Raw genomic sequence first — 17,699 nt, 5'->3', positions numbered from 1 at the left:
TGCTTTAATTCAGCAATGAGTTCACGACCAATCGAATCCATGTGATGGCTACCAACGATGCTGATGACACCATTGCAATAGTCGCGATCGACGATGACGTATTCCTGAGTGGAATCAATTTCACCGTAGGTACAGCGAGTGACATTGAAGTGCTCTCCTGCGGAGTGAACCACCCGCCACATAATTTCCTTCGAGTCTTGAATGGCACGAATCGCATCGTTCAGTTCAATCAGAAACTGCTGCTGTCGTTCTTTTTCCTGTAGCTCTGCCAGCAGTGACTCAATCTGTTGCCGAGCCTGAACTTCGGCTGTCACGTCAATGTTATAAATCAACACACCCTGAATGGTTCCCTCAGCATCCCGCCAAGGCGCAAAGATGCAGTTGAAAAATCCCTGTTGCAACACGCCATCGCTGTTTCGATCCCAGTAAGCAGGCGACTCATTTCCGATGAACAGTTCTCCCGTCCGGTAAACGCGATCGAGCGCTTCAAAGTAAATTTGTCCCTTTAGCTCCGGGAAAACGTCCCGCATTGATTTGCCGATAATATCTGAAGTGCGCCCAGCCACTTGCAGATAGGTTGGATTGGCAAATTCATATATAAGATCGGAACCTTTCACAATTCCAATCATGGCAGGCAATTGCATCAGGATGTCATGCAACCGCTGGCGTTCGGTTTCGGCTTCGAGTCGGGCAGATTGTTCTCGTTTTAAAAGGCGATCGCGTTCTGCTTCGATCTGTTTGCGTTCTGTAATATCAACCGAAACACCAATCATGCGAACTCCTTGCCCCGTCTCATCCCGATAGACTTGCCCCTGACTGTTGATCCAGCGCACAACGCCGTCTGGACAAATTACCCGATACTCCGGTGCGTAGGGCTGTTCTCCAGCCATTGCCCCTGCCGTCGCTTGGAGCACCTGTTGTCGATCGTCTGGATGAATGAGCGCAACAAACTCTTCTCCCGTCCCTTCATAAAGACCCCAAACGTCTAGCGCATTAGCAGAACACACCACTCGATTGCTCTGCAAATCCATATCCCAGACAACCATTTGAGCCGCCATCAGTGCTAATCGCAGGCGTTCATCGCTTTCTCGGAATGCCTGTTCAACCTGTTTGTAATCGCTCACGTCTTGGAAGATAACAACGGCTGCAACAATCTGCCCTTGGTTATCTAAAATCGGTGCTGAGTTGACGTTAATGAAGACGCGGCTACCATCATCTCGATGAATTTCTATCTGTTCGTTGGTAACGATCTCACCTGTTTTTAGCGATCGCACCAATGGATACTCATGAGGGGCATAGAGCTGACCATTTAAGCGAAAGATTTCACAGGGAATCAGGGGTGCATATTCCTCAAGCTCAAGCAACTGTTCGTAACCATACCCAACAATTTGCTTGGTTTGTTCGTTCGCCAGAGCTAACTTACCGGATGCCGCATCAGCAATCATGACTCCAGCAGGCATTTGTCGCAATACGGCTTCAAATCGGGCGCGTTCAATTTCAAGCTCGTGCAACAACCGTTCTCGTTCTGCCTCCGCTTGCTTGCGATCGCTAACATCTCGAAAATAAATGGCTACCCCTGCGGTCGAGGGATAGGCATTCGCCTCTATCCAACACTGGATCGGTTCCCCAAATTCTTCCCACGAAACAGGAACCTGTTGTGCCACTGCCCGATGTAGTTCCCGATATGCAATGCCACCGACCAACTCAGGAAAAACCTCATTCCAAACGTCCTTGCCCAATAACTCTTCTGGCGTTTTGTGCAGGATTTGAGCCGCCGCCCGATTCACGTAGGTGTAGCGCCAGTCGCGATCGAAGGCGACAAAAGCATCTGTAATGCTTTCAAGAATCGTTGCAACCTTGTGTTCAGTTTCTTGGGCAGGGAACAACTGTTCGCTTTCAAGAGTGCGGGCAAAGCGTTCAATGACTTCAGAGCGAGAAATTCCTCGCCTGTGAGCCTCTTGATCGAGCGATCGCCATGCTGTATCGGTGAGAGATAGGCTAACCCGTTGTTTCGTCTCTGAGTTCCAATTGCTAACAAACTTGCCTGTGCCGTCGCGCTTCATGAACAGCCATCCGTATACATACACGGTCTTCTCTATTCAATCTGAGTCGCTACGTCAGGAGAATCCGTCTTAAGAGAGATGCTTTGGAGAGAGGGAATACGGATGCGGATGGTACCTACGAGAATCGGGCTAGCGTTCCTTCCTTTAGCGCCAAACTCATGCAAATTCCGCAAGTGTTCGGCAACAGTTTCGACGAAAAGTGACAACTCTCAAAGAGCCAGAAACCTTTTTGCGACTTGAGCCGAAATCTAATTTCTGGGGAGGTCTAATGGGTTAGTCTATACTGACAGATGGCAATTCCTAGCGGGTGAAGAGAGGCTTGTTCGACCAGCATCGCCAACAATTAGTGGAAAAGGATGCACCCCTGGCTGCGAGGATGCGCCCACGTACTCTTGATGAGTTTATCGGGCAAGACCACATCCTAGGCTCCGGGCGTTTGTTACGCCGTGCGATTCAAGCTGACCAGCTTTCTTCCCTGATTTTTTTTGGCCCACCGGGTACGGGGAAAACAACTCTGGCTCGGATTATCGCCAATACCACCCGCGCTCACTTCATTGCGATTAATGCCGTCCTTTCTGGGGTAAAAGAAATTCGGGATGCGATCGCTACCGCTCAAAAACGCCAAAAAGAACACACTCAGCGCACGATTCTTTTTGTTGACGAGGTTCATCGCTTCAATAAATCTCAGCAGGACGCCCTGCTTCCTTGGGTGGAAAATGGGACGGTGATTCTGATTGGTGCAACCACAGAAAATCCCTATTTTGAAGTTAACAAAGCTCTTGTCAGCCGTTCCCGCATCTTTCAGCTGAAGCCCCTCCATGAAGCTGACTTACGCCGCGTCCTCGAACAGGCACTCGCTGACTTAGAACGCGGTTATGGTCAGCTATCTGTAATCTTAGAGCCGGATGCGATCGCACATTTGGTCAATGTCGCTAATGGCGATGCCCGTTCCTTACTCAATGCCTTGGAATTAGCCGTCGAAACCACACTCCCCGACGAAACTGGAACGATTCGCGTTACGCTATCTGTCGCGGAGGAATCGATTCAGCAAAGGGCTGTACTCTATGACAAGGAAGGAGACGCCCACTTCGATACGATTAGTGCTTTTATCAAAAGCTTGCGCGGTTCTGACCCGGATGCAGCTTTATATTGGCTAGCAAAGATGGTTTATGCCGGGGAAGACCCCCGCTTCATTTTCCGGCGAATGTTGATTTTAGCTAGCGAAGATGTGGGACTCGCTGACCCTAATGCCTTAGTCGTCGTTAATGCCTGCGCGAGTGCTTTCGAGTGGGTGGGAATGCCAGAAGGACGCTATCACCTGGCTCAAGGCACGCTTTATCTCGCCAATGCGCCCAAATCTAACAGCACGATGGGATTTTTTGATGCGCTAGCGGTGGTTGAGAAGGAACGGGAGGCGGAAGTCCCCAATCACCTGAAAGATGCCAACCGGGACAAGAAAGGATTGGGACATGGTGCAGGCTATCTTTATCCTCACGCCTACCGCGACCACTGGGTAGCACAACAGTATTTACCGAGTAGTTTGCAGGGACAGGTGTTTTATCAACCTTCAACACAGGGATTTGAAGGAGAAATTAAGACGCAGGTGGCGCGTCATCGAGAAGCGCAGTTGGAAGCGGTGGCAGAAGGTGTTTTTGTCTCACCCGTTGAAGTGCTAACAACAGGACCAACTGACCGCACAGTTGACCGTTGGTTGCAGCGCACGTTGAGTCAGGTGGGTGAGCAATTGGAAGCAGTACGCGATCGCATTTTCACACTTTCTCAACTTCAGCGTCACCATGTCATTTTGGACTTAAATGCCGGGAGTGGTTTACTCACCTTTGAAGCTTTGCGTCGGGTGCCAGAAGGTGGCGTTTATGCCTGTACTCGCACTCCTGATGAAGCAAAGGCACTCCAAGAGCAAGTGGTAGCGCTTCCAGAACTCAATCGTCCCGTCCTATTGAGTGCTACCTTAACCCAATTGCCAAAGGTTTTAGCTGCCCAATCCTCTGATATCCGATTTGACTGCATCATCGGGCGAAATGCACTTATCCACGAACCGGATAAAGCAGCAGCAGCCAAATGGTTAGCCCAATTACTGCAACAGTCGGGAGTTTTGGTACTTGCAGAAACAGTGCCACGCCACACGCAACGACTTTATCGTTTGCTCGAAAAGTCGAAGCCCAATGCCGACTTATACCAGCGATTAGTGGCAGCGGAAGAGGCAATTTACAGCGACACCTCAGATCCAATGGTTAACTGGGATGCGTTTGATTTGAGAAAAGCTTTCGAGTCGGCGGGATTGGTGGTTGAAGTGACTGAGGAGCGATCGCAAACCTCCATGCATATTACACCCGCCTTAATTGACCGCTGGTTCGCAACGACTTCTGTAAGGAATAGACCCTCCTATGCGGCGCATTTGGCGAAGCACCTCCAAGAACAAGAAATTCGGACTATAAAAGAGCTATTTATCCGCTCCCTGCTTCATCAGACCGTTAATTGGGAAAGCGCGATCGCTTTTGTACAATCTTCGTTATCGTAGGGGACGTGACGGATTTCCGATTCATTTCGAGTATTTAGATTATGGAAGAAGTTCTTGAGATACTCAAAAAAGTCATTCTAGGGCTAGTTGGTGGTGGAGCGGCGTTATTAGCTTTCTATCTGGCACTGTTTTTTTCGATTATGGTTCTGGTTCCTACCAGTTCTCCCAATCAACTAGAAGAATGGACAAACACTGTGGTAACAGTGTATGGCATCAAATTAAATCTACTCTCGATACAACGATTGAAAGGGGCTGCTATTGGTATCAGTGTTGTCCTTCCCCTTGCTGCTGTTGCTTGGTTTTCACTCCGAGGATTCATTCACCAACGGTAGTAATAACAAATAATTTGCGCTCCAGCAGCAGTTGAATAAAACAAAAGTTTAGTTTCAACGCTTAGCGTAATCTATGGGCTGTGTTGCAATCGCGCTGGCAAGTTCACCTTAATTTTGTAATTTTTTGTAAAAGGTACTTCGTCCTAAAAATTAGGATAAAAAGAGGTAGGCATCTAGTTAAAAAGGAACTAAATTCGTGAGTCAGTCTATTTCTAAATTGGTGGATACCCTGCCAACCAGCAGCATGACCGTTTATATGCTGCGATCGCTCGATTATGTCGTTCCTGGTGAGTGGCAAAACTTGGTGGGATTTGAAAATACTATCCGTGCGGTGACAGGTGTTACCGACAAAGGTCTGATTGAGGAGATTGGCGAAAGAGCGATCGCGCTGTACAACGATCCAACCCAGAGTTATCAACAAACCTTATGGCTTTACCAAACAATTGACCGTGCTGATAGTGCCATTGGTGCAGCAGCACTAGCGAACAAAGTTGGCGAGAAAATTAGCTTCCTGAATTTTTTAAACCAGCTTACTCCCAAAGCGGATACCGTACAAGCGATTGATTTGTCCCTAAAGCTGGTTGTCGAGTTGATTGCCTTTTGTCGGTTGCACGGCATTCCTACCAGCATTGAAGCATTTAGAACTTCTTTAGGAAACTATCACAACGAATCCATAATGCGAATGGCTGCGCTAGTTGCTGTTGATGCATTGATTCCGCTTGGCCCCAACTTCATCCTCAAAGCTCAATCTATTCTTAGCCAGGTCAATCCTTCGCAATTAGAAGGAAATACTACCTATCAGAGTATCAACAGTGCAATCCCTGGCGGTACTACGGCTGGAAAATTAGGCTTCATCGGTGAGAGTTTTGCCTCAGTTAACGGCTGGATGAATAACTTTGTTGCATCTCGCGGGTTAACACAAGAAAATGTTTTGGGGCACTTACAACAGTTTATGAATACGGCTGATAGTAAGTTGGATTATCTAGCTGCATTCCTAGATATGTCAACCAATTACTACGAGCATACGGGTACGCAAACTGTGGCTCGAAATTTGATTTTACGAGCAGCCGAACAAACTGAAGGTAAAGGTAAAGACAAAAAGAAAAAGCACAAGGACAAAGAAAAGGAAAAAGGTAAAAAAAAGAAAGATTAACCAGAGTGCGATCGCTCCTCATTCTCTCAAATGGAGACAAGTACAGGCATCAAACGACGAATAGAGAGTATAGAGCATGGTCGAACACGCCCTATTGAGGAGTTAGGGCAGGAAATGCTGTAAAAATAGGCTTTCAAGTTAGAACAACTAAGACGGTAGAAGAGCAAATAGAGGCAAATTACCTGTTTGTTAACATACACATTACTATCAAGATTTGATCTTGCAGAAATATCTTACCATGACGCAATCAGAAGAAATATCCGTCTCATTAGATATGATTCGCACTGACAGTGATATTGAATCTAAGGAAAAACAACATATATGTATAATTAAACGTTTTGCCAAAGTTATGCGAGATGGTGACGATTATCCATCAGTTATATGCTTTTTTGATGGCAAGCATTACAGACTTATTTACGGTATTAATCTTTTGAAAGCTGCTGAATTAGCGGGACAGAAGACTATCCTAGTAGATGTTCATTCTAACCCGTATATTTATCCACGCAAAAATGACGATAAGGGTAGGACTGTTAAGAAGGTACTATCCCTACTAGAGGCAATGGGTGAAGATGAGAAATTGAACTGGTCAACCTATAAAATTGCTGCTATATGTTGTGTTAGCGAGCGCACAGTCTGTAATTGGATCAAGAAATGTGGCTACGAAGCTCCCGAAGTAATTCAAGCATGGAATAGACACGGTGCAAAAAGAGATTACCAAGTTAATACACATAACATTCGTCAAAGCAATCAATCAAAATCAAAAGCAAATGGATTTAATTGGACTGCTATTAATGACAAGCAATTTGAAGAAATTGTGTATGAACTAGTCAAGTCTTATAATCCAAATTATATCGATTGGAGAACTGGAACAGGTGGTAAGGGCAGAGATATAGAGGCTAAGTTCAAAATAAATGGTGGCTTGGATGAAGAGAGAGAAGAACTCTACTTTATTGAAGCCAAGCACTTTAAAAAAGGCGTAAACTGGGTACATCTTTCAAATGCATTTACTTGGGCAGAAAAATTCAAGCCTTCAGTTTTTGTTATTGCTGTTTCAAGTCATTTAGCTAATAATTGTAGAGATGAAATATCAGATTGGGAAAAGATTCATTCATATATTCATGTTATTCGTTGGGATCGAAAAAATATTCAAGAATTAGTTTTATCTAAACCAGCTGTCAAAAATCTAGCTGTAAAGTTAAAACTAATACCTAAATCTATGCAATGACAATTGCCTTAAACTTTTAGTGAGATCGCCTACCGCCGTAGCTTGGGTTGACGCTCTTGTAAGCCAACGCCCACTTCCGTCCAATATCTACGCCAAAGGCAGCAATCGCATTTCAGCATTGGTGAGGATAGCGATCGCTTAATTTATCAATCGCGCCAGATCCCAATTAGTCTGCCTCAGAAATGCACTCGCTAAAGATGTCATTCAAGTCAAATCTAGGGAAAAATTGGCTCTGTTGAACTAAAACGTAGCGCTCATCGTGGAACTGATAAATTTCAATTTTCTGTCGGCGGATGATCCAATGATCGTTGTTACGATGCATTCGTTACGATGCATTCGCCGGTGATGACTGCCAAAAAGACTAACGGGGTAAAGAAACCACGCGAAAAGATGCTTCTGCGGATAGAGATTCCCTACACTCAGTAGAAGTAAGAGTGGGATGCGATCGCTCTCTAGAAATCCTCAAGAGAATTTGATTCTTTCTGTTGCCACTCGATTTTATACATCGCACCCCTATTTTTGCGCCATTTTGTAGACTTTAGGTAAGCCACTCAAAGTGGCGGCTTACTGAGTAAAGAAGCATTACCATGTCTGAAACTCAACCAGTACCAGAAAAAACCAATGCTGCTCCCACCGTACAGAATTCTCCACAACTCAAGCCGGGAGGAATTCTCAGCAATTGGAAAACCAGAGTCGGGATTATCGCTACGGCAGTCATTGCTGTTGTTTTTGGCTTGTTTGTTCTCGGTTTCTTTTGGCAGCACATGATTGCAGGGATGGGTATGAGGTCTTGGTCTAGCCATGCGCGTGCCACACCGATTGAGTGCATGATTAAGGACACGAACAATGATGGTTATGTTAGCTGTAGCGCCATGCTAGGTGGCGAAGTCGTACCACTTGAGTGTGGAGCCAACATATTAAATATTGGCTGCCGAGTAAATTATGGTGCGGCGGCTGCCCCTCCTGTGCGTCCATTCAATCTGCCAAATGTTCGCGGAAGTTCCTGAAATTTTAAGAAACTTTTGCCCAAAGTTTCTTAGAGATAGCGCTTAACATCTCAAACTAGGTGTTCCTGAGTCGCGATCGCAGATGGTTTGGCGTACACACTCTCCTCTACTGGAGACTAAGTAGGACGAATTTCGTGCAGAATTCTGCAACGACAGAAAACATTACTCTCCTCAATATCGGAGAGTTTACACCAAACTATTTGCGATTCCCGCCCCAAGCTTACCAAACCATCTGCGGTTGAATCAAACACAGCCTAAAGACTAAAACCCTTGCGTGTCGTCACTTCCCACTACTTCCCGCATACATAGTCCAGAAGTCACCCAACCATCTGCGGTCACGCGATGGATGGCGAATTCATTCCGATATCAGACCAAATATGAAACTAATAATCCCTACCGAAATTGCATCTGATATCGAGCCGCGTTTACCTCCCAATTTACAGGTGGTACGTGTGGATAGTGAGGGCAATCTTGACGGCGATGCCAGCGATGCTGAAGTTTATTTCAACTGGATTCTGCTAAAACCAACTACTTTGCATAAAGTTCTCGCGGCTGCACCCGCGCTGCGTTGGCAGCACACCCCTAGTGCCGGGGTAAATCACATTCTGACACCAACGTTTTTGGGACGGGGGATTACGCTCACGAATGGCGCAGGGGTTCATGCAATTCCGATTGCGGAATTTGTCCTGATGTTTATGCTCTATCATGCGAAAAATTTACCTCAACTACAAGCATTTCAAGCTGAACATAATTGGGGGAGAGGCATAAAACTGAAAGAGTTGAAGGATGCAACTTTGCTAATTATTGGTGCGGGAAGTATTGGCGTCGCGATCGCGCAACGTGCGTCATCTTTTGGCATGAGAGTTTGGGGTAGCCGTCGCCATCCCGAACCGCTACCGGAGTTTGACAAAGTCGTGAGTGCAACCGAATGGCGATCGCTGCTTCCGGAAGCTGATTATGTCGTCGTTAGCACACCTCTGACACCGGAGACGAAAGGCACGATGGACGCAGCAGTTTTTCAAGCCATGCGTCCATCTGCCTTTTTCATTAATATTGCTAGAGGTGCAATCGTTGATGAAGCTGCATTGCTGACTGCTCTTCGAGAAGGCTGGATTGCAGGCGCTGCATTAGACACTTTTTCCGCAGAACCCTTACCGCCAGATAGTCCTTTTTGGTCGCTGCCTAACGTCTTTATTTCACCCCACTGTTCGGCAGATTCGCCACAAACTTACCAGCGATCCTTAGAACTGTTTTTGGAGAATTTGAGCCGCTATCAAGCTGGTTTACCGCTGCGAAATGTAGTGGATAAGCAAGTGGGTTACTAATATTTTTCCCACTCATCCTCTGCAATTAACAATTCGAGATTCTCAAAACTTCCTGACTCTCACTGCTGCTTTAGCACAAAAGTTCTCAATAGAGGGCTTGTAGCGAGTGCGAAGACGTGAAGATGCTTGCTTAGGACTTGTGTAACTGTCACAGAGCAGTTTATAGGGTGCCTTCGCGCGATCGCCTTGCTTCAATTACAGTTGATTACGCAACGCAACAGGAAGCACTCAGCAACCTTTAGCCTAGATGATGGGTATGATTTCTAGGCTGGCTTGCAGATTTTAGGGCGAACCATAAGCGTAGGAACGTGACGGTGAAACTTCGGTAACACGTACTTATTTTGTCCCGCCTTATCCTTATAATTAATCTTGGTCAATCAGCCTTTCAGGGACTACCTCATACTGCCTAGTTCGTCAACTAGATTTTCTTAACGATAAAAAAGTACATCTAGGGATTCTCGCAACGAAAGCTGTTCAATGGCTCCACTGAGCTAGTTAGCCGAAAAGCCTAAATCGTTGACTTGTACAATAATTTGCCAAATACAGGCTAAAACAAGGGGCCGTTAATATGGACTTGAGCGGCAAAAGTAAGATTCCGAAAATTCTCCAAACCGATCAATCCCAACTGCTAACAGACTGGATCTCAGAGCAAATAACTGCTGGTATCCGCAAAGACCTAATTAAGGAAATAGAGCTGCGTGAAGAATGCAGAGAATTCCTGGACTTGTTCTCGGCATCTGTCCAGCAGGGTAACTTCACCGACATTAAATCGACTGAATGGCGTAGCGTGCGCGAGATGCTTGGCTCGATTTCGCGATCGCGCAGCCAGAAAGGCTTCACGCCAACAGAAACCGCAACTTTTGTTTTCTCTTTGAAGCAACCTTTGTTCAGCCGCTTGCGCCTAGAACTTGCACAGGATAGCGAAAGCCTTCTGGAAGAGATTTGGTCAGTTACGACTCTGTTGGACAAGCTTGGACTCTGGACAACTGAGAGCTATCAGAAAGCCCGCGAGGAAGTGATCCTGCGCCAACAAGAGGAGCTGATGGAACTTTCAACGCCGGTCGTGAAACTGTGGGAAGGCATTTTAGCCCTACCCATCATTGGCACCCTCGATAGCGCCCGCACCCAAGTGATGATGGAGTCCCTCTTGCAGAAGATTGTAGAGACGGGTTCGGAAGTCGCCATCATTGATATTACGGGAGTGCCCACCGTTGATACTCTCACCGCTCAGCACTTACTTAAGACAGTCACTGCGGCTCGTCTAATGGGCGCTGATTGCATCCTGAGCGGGATTCGGCCCCAGATTGCTCAAACGATTGTCTACTTGGGCGTGGATCTGGCTGATGTGATCACCAAGGCTTCTCTATGCGACGCATTTGCTTTGGCGCTGAAGCGAACTGGAGCCACGATCTCTCGCGCCCAAACACGCACTTAAGGAGTTTTATGGAACGTATCCCCATATTACAAATGGGTGAATTCCTGCTAGTGACGATTCAGGTTGATATGCACGATCGCCTAGCGATCGCTTTGCAAGATGACCTGACCGACCGCATTAGCCAAACAAGTGCCCGTGGTGTGCTGATAGATATTTCAGCACTGGAGATCGTTGATTCTTTTATTGGACGGATACTGGGAAATATTGCCAAGATGTCGCGAGTACTTGATGCTGAAACGGTTGTTGTAGGTATGCAGCCAGCAGTCGCCATCACTTTAGTAGAGTTGGGACTCTCCTTAACCGGCATTCGCACATCCTTAAACGTTGAAAAGGGAATGTCCCTCCTGCATAAATCGTTGGAGGCTTCTCCTAGGGGGAGCATAGATGGTCTTGCAGAGGTCTGAAACGATAAGCATCCAGTCTTCGGCAGACGTTGTGCTAGTACGGCAAGCCGTGCGTCAGTTTGCCCTAGGACTGGGTTTTAGCCTAATAGACCAGACTAAAATCGTGACAGCGGCGAGCGAGCTGGCACGCAACACCCTGGACTATGGCGGCGGCGGGACGGTGCAACTCGAAGCCCTAGAGGAGGGACTCCGTCGGGGTCTGCGGCTAACTTTTGAAGACAGTGGGCCAGGAATTCCGGATATCGATCTGGCGCTAAAAGATGGCTTCACAACCGGAAACGGGCTGGGGATGGGTTTGAGTGGGTCAAAGCGCCTGGTGAACGAATTCAATATCGTTTCCCGTGTCGGAGAAGGCACAAAAGTCACTATTACAAAGTGGAAGTGAGTTAATTATGAATGCTCCCGTCGCCTTACCCATTTTAGAGTCTAGTCAGGCTGGTGAAGCGAGACGAATAGCCCTCGCGATCGCGACTCGTCTCGGCTTCAACGAAACTGAGCGGGGGCAGGTTGGTATTGTCGTTACTGAGATCGCCAATAACCTGGTTCTGCACGCTAAAGACGGTCTGTTGCTGCTACAGCCTTTAAGCAAAAACGAGATAACGGGTATAGAAATCCTAGCCTTGGACAAAGGGCCAGGGATCAGCAATATCCAGGAGTGTCTGCGCGACGGTTTTTCTACAGCAGGGACGCCTGGAAATGGTTTGGGGGCAGTTAGCCGCCTTTCTGCTTTTTTTGAGATTCATTCTGTTCCCAACGTGGGTACAGCTTTATTAAGTCACCTCTGGGCTTGCCCAGAAGTGGCAAACCAATCGACCAACAATCTAGAGATTGGCGTGGTGTGCCTCCCGATGGCAGGGGAGGAGGTATCGGGTGATGGGTGGGCAACCGACCAACAGCCCGGTCGCAGTCTGCTATTAGTCGCAGATGGTTTGGGTCACGGCCCTCTAGCCGCCCAGGCATCCTTAGAAGCCATTCAGATATTTCGAGAGAATGTCCGCAAAAGTCCCGCAGAGATTATTGAAGCGGCTCACGTAGCCCTGCGGAGTACTCGTGGAGCTGCTTTAGCGATCGCAGAAGTAGACTTTAAAACTCTTGTCGTTCGTTTTGCTGGAGTTGGTAATATCGCTGGCAGCGTTTTTTCTCCCGCAGGAAGCTACAGCATGGTTTCCCACAATGGCACTGTGGGGCATGAAGTCCGTAAAATCCAGGAATTTGTCTATCAGTGGCCTCAAGGAGGGCTTTTGGTGATGCATTCCGATGGGTTGAGTACACAGTGGCGATTGGATCGCTATGCTGGTCTCATAACCAGACATCCCAGCCTGATTGCTGGAGTTTTGTACCGGGATTTCTACCGAGGTCGCGATGACATCACTGTGCTGGTTGCTCGCGAAGAAGACTGAAGGCTAAAGGAGTACAGCAGGGGCTGATGAATAATAAATAACAAGCGATTAGCCATTAGCAATTGACCAATGACCAATCTTCTTACGATAGAAATACGATTTGAGCAAGATGTCGTGATGACCCGTCAGCAGGCACGCCAGATTGCTCAAGCTTTGGGGTTTGACTCTCAGGATCAGACGCGCATTGCCACTGCTGTATCGGAAATTGCCCGCAACGCCTTCCAATATACCCGTGGGGGAAAAATAGAGTTTCGGGTGGAAGGCGAATTGCCTCAGAGCTTGGTGGTATGCATTCGTGACCAAGGGCCGGGTATCGCCAATCTGAAGAGCATTCTGGATGGGCAGTATAAATCAAAAACCGGAATGGGTTTAGGCATTATTGGCACCAAGCGGCTGATGGATCGGTTTCATATCGCGTCCACGCCAGGGCAGGGAACAGAGGTGCTGATGGAAAAAACCTTGCCAAAGCGGGCACCGATCTTGACAGCAAAGCGCTTGGCGCAAATTGCTGATGAGTTGGCGATGCGAGGGTCTCAAAATCCCTTTGAGGAAATTCAGCAACAAAACCAAGAACTGCTTCGCACTCTAGCAGAACTCGAAAAGCGTCAAGCTGAATTGGCGCAGGTCAATCGCGAGCTAGAGGATACTAATCGGGGTGTTGTGGCATTATATGCCGAGTTAGACGAAAAAGCAGTTTCTTTACAGCGAGCCAATGAACTTAAAACTCGCTTCCTGTCTAATATGAGCCATGAGTTTCGCACGCCGCTCAACTCGATTATGTCTCTCTCTCGACTGCTGCTAGATCGGATGGATGGTGAATTGACACCCGATCAAGAACAGCAAGTGACGTTTATCCGTCAATCGGCTGAAGGACTCTCGGAGTTGGTGAACGACCTTTTGGACTTGGCAAAGGTCGAGGCAGGAAAAATTGTGGTTCATCCGAATGCGTTTGAAGTTAGCGAGCTATTCGCTACTCTTCGAGGAATGCTGCGCCCACTTCTTAGCGATAATTCCTCAATTTCTCTTGTTTTTGAAGAACCTGTTGGCTTTCCCCCACTCTGCACCGATGAGGGGAAGGTTGCCCAAATTTTGAGAAATTTTATTTCTAATGCATTGAAATATACCGAAAGAGGTGAAGTTCGCATCAGAGCTGAACTGGACAAAAACACTGTCGTCTTCTCGGTGGCTGATACAGGTATCGGAATTGCGCCTGAGGATACTGAACGGATCTTTGAGGAATTTATTCAGGTGAATTCTCACCTTCAAAAGCGGGTTAAAGGAACAGGTCTAGGACTGCCGCTTTCGCGGAAGTTAGCCGAGTTACTGGGAGGGAGTGTCTCCATCAAAAGCTTACAAGGGGTAGGTTCCACGTTTTTCGCCACCATACCGCTCATTTACCGGGGTGAGGGTGATATAGAGGAGGTATCTGAACCCGATGCTCCTTTGCAGTTAGATGCGACTCGCTATCCAGTCTTAGTTGTAGAAGATAACCCAGAAACACTGTTCATTTACGAGAAGTATTTTGCGGGGTCGAGCTATCAAATTTTCCCAGCGCGATCGCTCAAGCAAGTAAAACAAGCATTTCAAATGTTTGAGCCACGAGCTGTGCTATTAGACATTTTGCTTGAGGAGCAAAATACCTGGGATTTCCTTTCAGAGATGAAAGGAAACGCTGCGACACGAGATATCCCGATCGTTGTTATCACTGTTATTGACAACGAAAAGAAAGCTCGTGCTTTAGGTGCAGATGCCTTTTTTGTGAAACCAGTAGAACGATTATCGCTTCTTGAAAAACTTAATACTTTAGTCAAACAAGAGCATTTACAAAAAGTTTTGATTATTGACGATGACCCAGCATCCCACTATCTACTAAAGCAATATTTAGCCGATTTTACGGGTCGCAGCACTCGTGAAAAATGTTTTAATTTTAAGATAATTGAGGCAACTTCAGGGGACGAAGGTATCCGTCACGCCCGCCTAGAAAATCCTTCTTGCATTTTTCTCGACCTAGTTATGCCAGATATGAGCGGGTTCGAGGTTTTGGAACAGATGAAAGCCGATCCAGCTACTAAAAATATTCCAGTAATTATTAATACTTCAAAGCTTCTTGAACCAGAGGAACGCTCGATACTTGTCGAAAGCACAGTAGCGATTCTCTCAAAAGAAAACTCATCTCGTGAAGAAGCGATCGCTCTTGTCCGAGAAGCACTTCTTTTAGCTGGGCTAGTTCTAGAGCCTGGAGAGGCTGCTCATGTCTGACCGCACCCTTATCACGATCTTGCACGTAGACGACAATGAAACGAACCGCTATGTCGTCAGTCGAATGCTTCGGAAAGAGGGGTATAAGGTTCAAGAGGCTGCCACTGGCGAAACGGGTCTGCAATTAGTAGCGCAGCAACCGCCTGACTTAATTATCCTTGACGTGCAGCTTCCTGATATTAATGGGTTTGAGGTCTGCCACCGCCTCAAGGCAAATCCTGCTACTTCCTCAATTCCTGTCCTGCATCTGTCTGCTAGTTTTGTCGAGAGTAAAGACAAGGCACAAGGGTTAGAGAGTGGTGCAGATGGCTATCTAGCCCAGCCGGTGGAGGCAATCGAGTTGCTCGCTACTGTGAAAGCTTTGCTCCGCATCCGAGAGGCTGAAGAATCGGCAATGGCTTTGGCGAAAGAGTGGCAAACGACATTCAATGCCATGAAGGATGGTGTTTGTTTACTAGATCACCGTGGCAGAATCTTGCGAACTAACAGCGCCATGACGAATCTTCTGAAAAAACCGTTCGGAAAGATCGAGGGTTGCTTTTATCAGGAGGTAATGCACGATATCCTGGGCTGCGTCGAGGTAACTCCCTTAACTCGTGTCCAAGAAACCCGTCGTCGCGAGAACGAGGAGCTACGGTGTGGTGAACGATGGTTTTCTGTAACCACAGATCCCGTGTTCGACGAGAGTGGAGTTTTTACGGGTGCTGTGTATATTGTAGCTGACATCACAGATCGCAAGTGGGCATCAGAAGCGCTGCGAACCAGCGAAGAACGGTTTCGCTTGTTATTAGAAAATGTAAAAGACTACGCGATTTTCTTCATCGACCCAGACGGGCGTGTTATTCGTTGGAGCATTGGAGCAGAGCGCATTTTCGGTTATCAGGAAGTCGAAATCCTCGGTTTATCTGCCTCAATTATCTATATACCTGAAGACCTAGAACTCGGTGCAGACAAGCAAGAACTGGAAACGGCAGTAATAGAAGGTCGTGCTGAAAATGAACGCTGGTACCTGCGTAAGGACGCCACCCGTTTCTGGGCAAGTGGCATCGTAACGCCCTTACGAGATGAGACTGGGCAGCTACGAGGCTTTTCTAAAATCATGCGTGACTTCACTGAACGGAAGCAAGTTGAAGACGAACGCAACCAACTACTCGTTGCGGAACAGGAAGCACGCACCGCGGCGGAGTCAGCAAACCGGATGAAGGACGAGTTTTTGGCAACACTGTCTCACGAACTGCGATCGCCCCTCAACGCAATGCTAGGGTGGGTTCAATTACTCAATACCCGCAAATTTGACGAGGCGACTACTGCGCGGGCGATGGAGACCATTGAACGCAGTGCTAGGGCACAAGCTCAGCTGGTGGAGGATTTGCTGGATGTTTCCCGCATCATTCAGGGCAAGTTACGCCTAAATGTCCGCCCAATTGAGCTGGCTTTGGTTGTTGAGGCGGCGGTTGATACCGTCCGTCCGGCGGCTGATGCTAAGGCTATTCGACTCCAAAGTGTACTCGATCCGGCAGCAGGCCCGGTTGCCGGTGACTCAGACCGCTTGCAGCAGATAATTTGGAATCTATTATCCAATGCAATCAAGTTCACACCTAAAGAAGGGCGAGTTCAGGTTCGCCTCGAACGGATTAACTCCCATGTTGAAATAACAGTAATCGATACAGGACTTGGTATTAACTCTGACTTTGTGCCCTATGTCTTCGACCGCTTTCGTCAAGCTGATAGTTCTATTACCCGGTCATACAGCGGACTTGGTCTTGGTCTAGCGATTGTACGCCACTTGGTAGAGCTACACGGTGGCACAGTTCGTGCAGAAAGTCAAGGTGAGGGGCAGGGAGCGACATTTATCGTAAAGCTTCCTCTGATGCCTGTCCGTATGGAGACAAGTGAGGGAGAGCGGGTACACCCAACGGTTGGGCGGGGAGTTTCATTTAACAATCCGCCTTCGTTAGATGGCTTACAAATACTCGTCGTAGACGATGAGGTTGATTCGCGAGTGTTTGTCACAACGCTATTGGAACAGTGCGGAGCTTCTGTGTGTGCCGTTGGATCGGCTGATTCAGCGATTGAAGCGATAAAAATTCTTAAACCAGATGTTCTATTGAGCGATATCGGGATGCCTGGAGAGGATGGCTACACATTGATTCGTAGAGTACGGGCATTGAACGTAGAAGAGGGGGGACGAACTCCTGCTGTTGCTCTAACAGCATACGCTAGGGCTGAAGATAGGATGCGAGCGATCGCTGCCGGATTTCAAATGCACATCCCTAAACCTGTGGAACCTTCTGAATTAGCAACCATTGTAGCGAGTCTTGCTGGACGAACAGGAATTCATGAAGTGTGAAGTCAACGGCAGTCAGTAAATGCTCTAAGACTCGACTTTCTACAATGAACGATTCCACTGAGTTAAGTTTTTAAGTATCAGAACAACAAGTGCCGGTAGTGCCAAAGATGTAATGATAGAGAAGTAGAGTTTCTCGCTGTCCTTCTTCCATGCCTGCCTGCCCAACTTGTGCATCTACCCACACGGTCAAGAATGGTCGTATTCACA

At 47.4% G+C, this 17,699-nt stretch carries 14 protein-coding genes; 12 read left to right on the top strand and 2 right to left on the bottom strand.

Annotated features, from left to right (window positions below):
- On the bottom strand, positions 1-2,087 hold a 2,087-nt coding region (locus NDI34_RS24740; RefSeq protein WP_348234126.1), incomplete at its 3' end, for a PAS domain-containing protein.
- An 8-nt stretch (positions 2,088-2,095) separates the two neighbouring features.
- Positions 2,096-2,269 (bottom strand): hypothetical protein, encoded by a 174-nt coding sequence (locus tag NDI34_RS24735; protein WP_348234125.1) that lies wholly within the window; start codon positions 2,267-2,269, stop codon positions 2,096-2,098.
- 113 nt (positions 2,270-2,382) lie between these two features.
- On the opposite strand from NDI34_RS24735, the gene NDI34_RS24730 reads away from it, so the two are divergent.
- From NDI34_RS24730 to NDI34_RS24675, 12 genes are all read left to right on the top strand, one after another.
- A complete protein-coding gene (locus NDI34_RS24730; protein WP_348234124.1) occupies positions 2,383-4,602 on the top strand; it encodes an AAA family ATPase in 2,220 nt (739 codons plus the stop codon).
- Between the two features lie 41 nt (positions 4,603-4,643).
- Positions 4,644-4,934, top strand: a complete 291-nt coding sequence (locus tag NDI34_RS24725) for a hypothetical protein (RefSeq protein WP_348234123.1) — start codon at positions 4,644-4,646, stop codon at positions 4,932-4,934.
- Positions 4,935-5,130: 196 nt separating this feature from the next.
- Entirely contained in the window at positions 5,131-6,087 is a 957-nt protein-coding gene (locus NDI34_RS24720) for a hypothetical protein (protein WP_348234122.1), read from the top strand.
- Positions 6,088-6,325: 238 nt separating this feature from the next.
- A complete protein-coding gene (locus NDI34_RS24715; RefSeq protein WP_190415974.1) occupies positions 6,326-7,312 on the top strand; it encodes a restriction endonuclease in 987 nt (328 codons plus the stop codon).
- Positions 7,313-7,899: 587 nt separating this feature from the next.
- Positions 7,900-8,319 carry a hypothetical protein gene (locus tag NDI34_RS24710; RefSeq protein WP_190415972.1) on the top strand — a complete coding sequence of 140 codons (420 nt, stop codon included), beginning with the start codon at positions 7,900-7,902 and terminating at the stop codon, positions 8,317-8,319.
- Positions 8,320-8,696: 377 nt separating this feature from the next.
- On the top strand, positions 8,697-9,644 hold the full coding sequence (locus NDI34_RS24705) for a D-2-hydroxyacid dehydrogenase (RefSeq protein WP_190525504.1): 948 nt from the start codon (positions 8,697-8,699) through the stop codon (positions 9,642-9,644).
- Positions 9,645-10,212: 568 nt separating this feature from the next.
- Positions 10,213-11,079: an STAS domain-containing protein gene (locus NDI34_RS24700; protein WP_348234121.1), complete on the top strand. Its 867-nt coding sequence runs from the start codon at positions 10,213-10,215 to the stop codon at positions 11,077-11,079.
- Between the two features lie 8 nt (positions 11,080-11,087).
- Positions 11,088-11,483, top strand: a complete 396-nt coding sequence (locus NDI34_RS24695) for an STAS domain-containing protein (RefSeq protein WP_190531216.1) — start codon at positions 11,088-11,090, stop codon at positions 11,481-11,483.
- Complete coding sequence (locus tag NDI34_RS24690) at positions 11,464-11,868, top strand: anti-sigma regulatory factor (protein ID WP_190415968.1); 405 nt, start codon at positions 11,464-11,466, stop codon at positions 11,866-11,868. The genes NDI34_RS24695 and NDI34_RS24690 overlap by 20 nt, the downstream gene beginning before the upstream one ends.
- A 7-nt stretch (positions 11,869-11,875) precedes the next feature.
- On the top strand, positions 11,876-12,883 hold the full coding sequence (locus NDI34_RS24685) for an ATP-binding SpoIIE family protein phosphatase (protein WP_190415967.1): 1,008 nt from the start codon (positions 11,876-11,878) through the stop codon (positions 12,881-12,883).
- Positions 12,884-12,952: 69 nt separating this feature from the next.
- Complete coding sequence (locus NDI34_RS24680; RefSeq protein WP_348234120.1) at positions 12,953-15,142, top strand: ATP-binding protein; 2,190 nt, start codon at positions 12,953-12,955, stop codon at positions 15,140-15,142.
- A complete protein-coding gene (locus NDI34_RS24675) occupies positions 15,135-17,492 on the top strand; it encodes a response regulator (RefSeq protein ID WP_348234119.1) in 2,358 nt (785 codons plus the stop codon). The genes NDI34_RS24680 and NDI34_RS24675 overlap by 8 nt, the downstream gene beginning before the upstream one ends.
- Positions 17,493-17,699: the final 207 nt, after the last annotated feature.

The organism is Trichocoleus sp. DQ-U1 (genome assembly GCF_039961925.1).
In the GTDB taxonomy this organism is placed as follows: Bacteria; Cyanobacteriota; Cyanobacteriia; order Cyanobacteriales; family FACHB-T130; genus FACHB-T130.
This window is presented reverse-complemented; position numbering and strand designations above follow the sequence as displayed.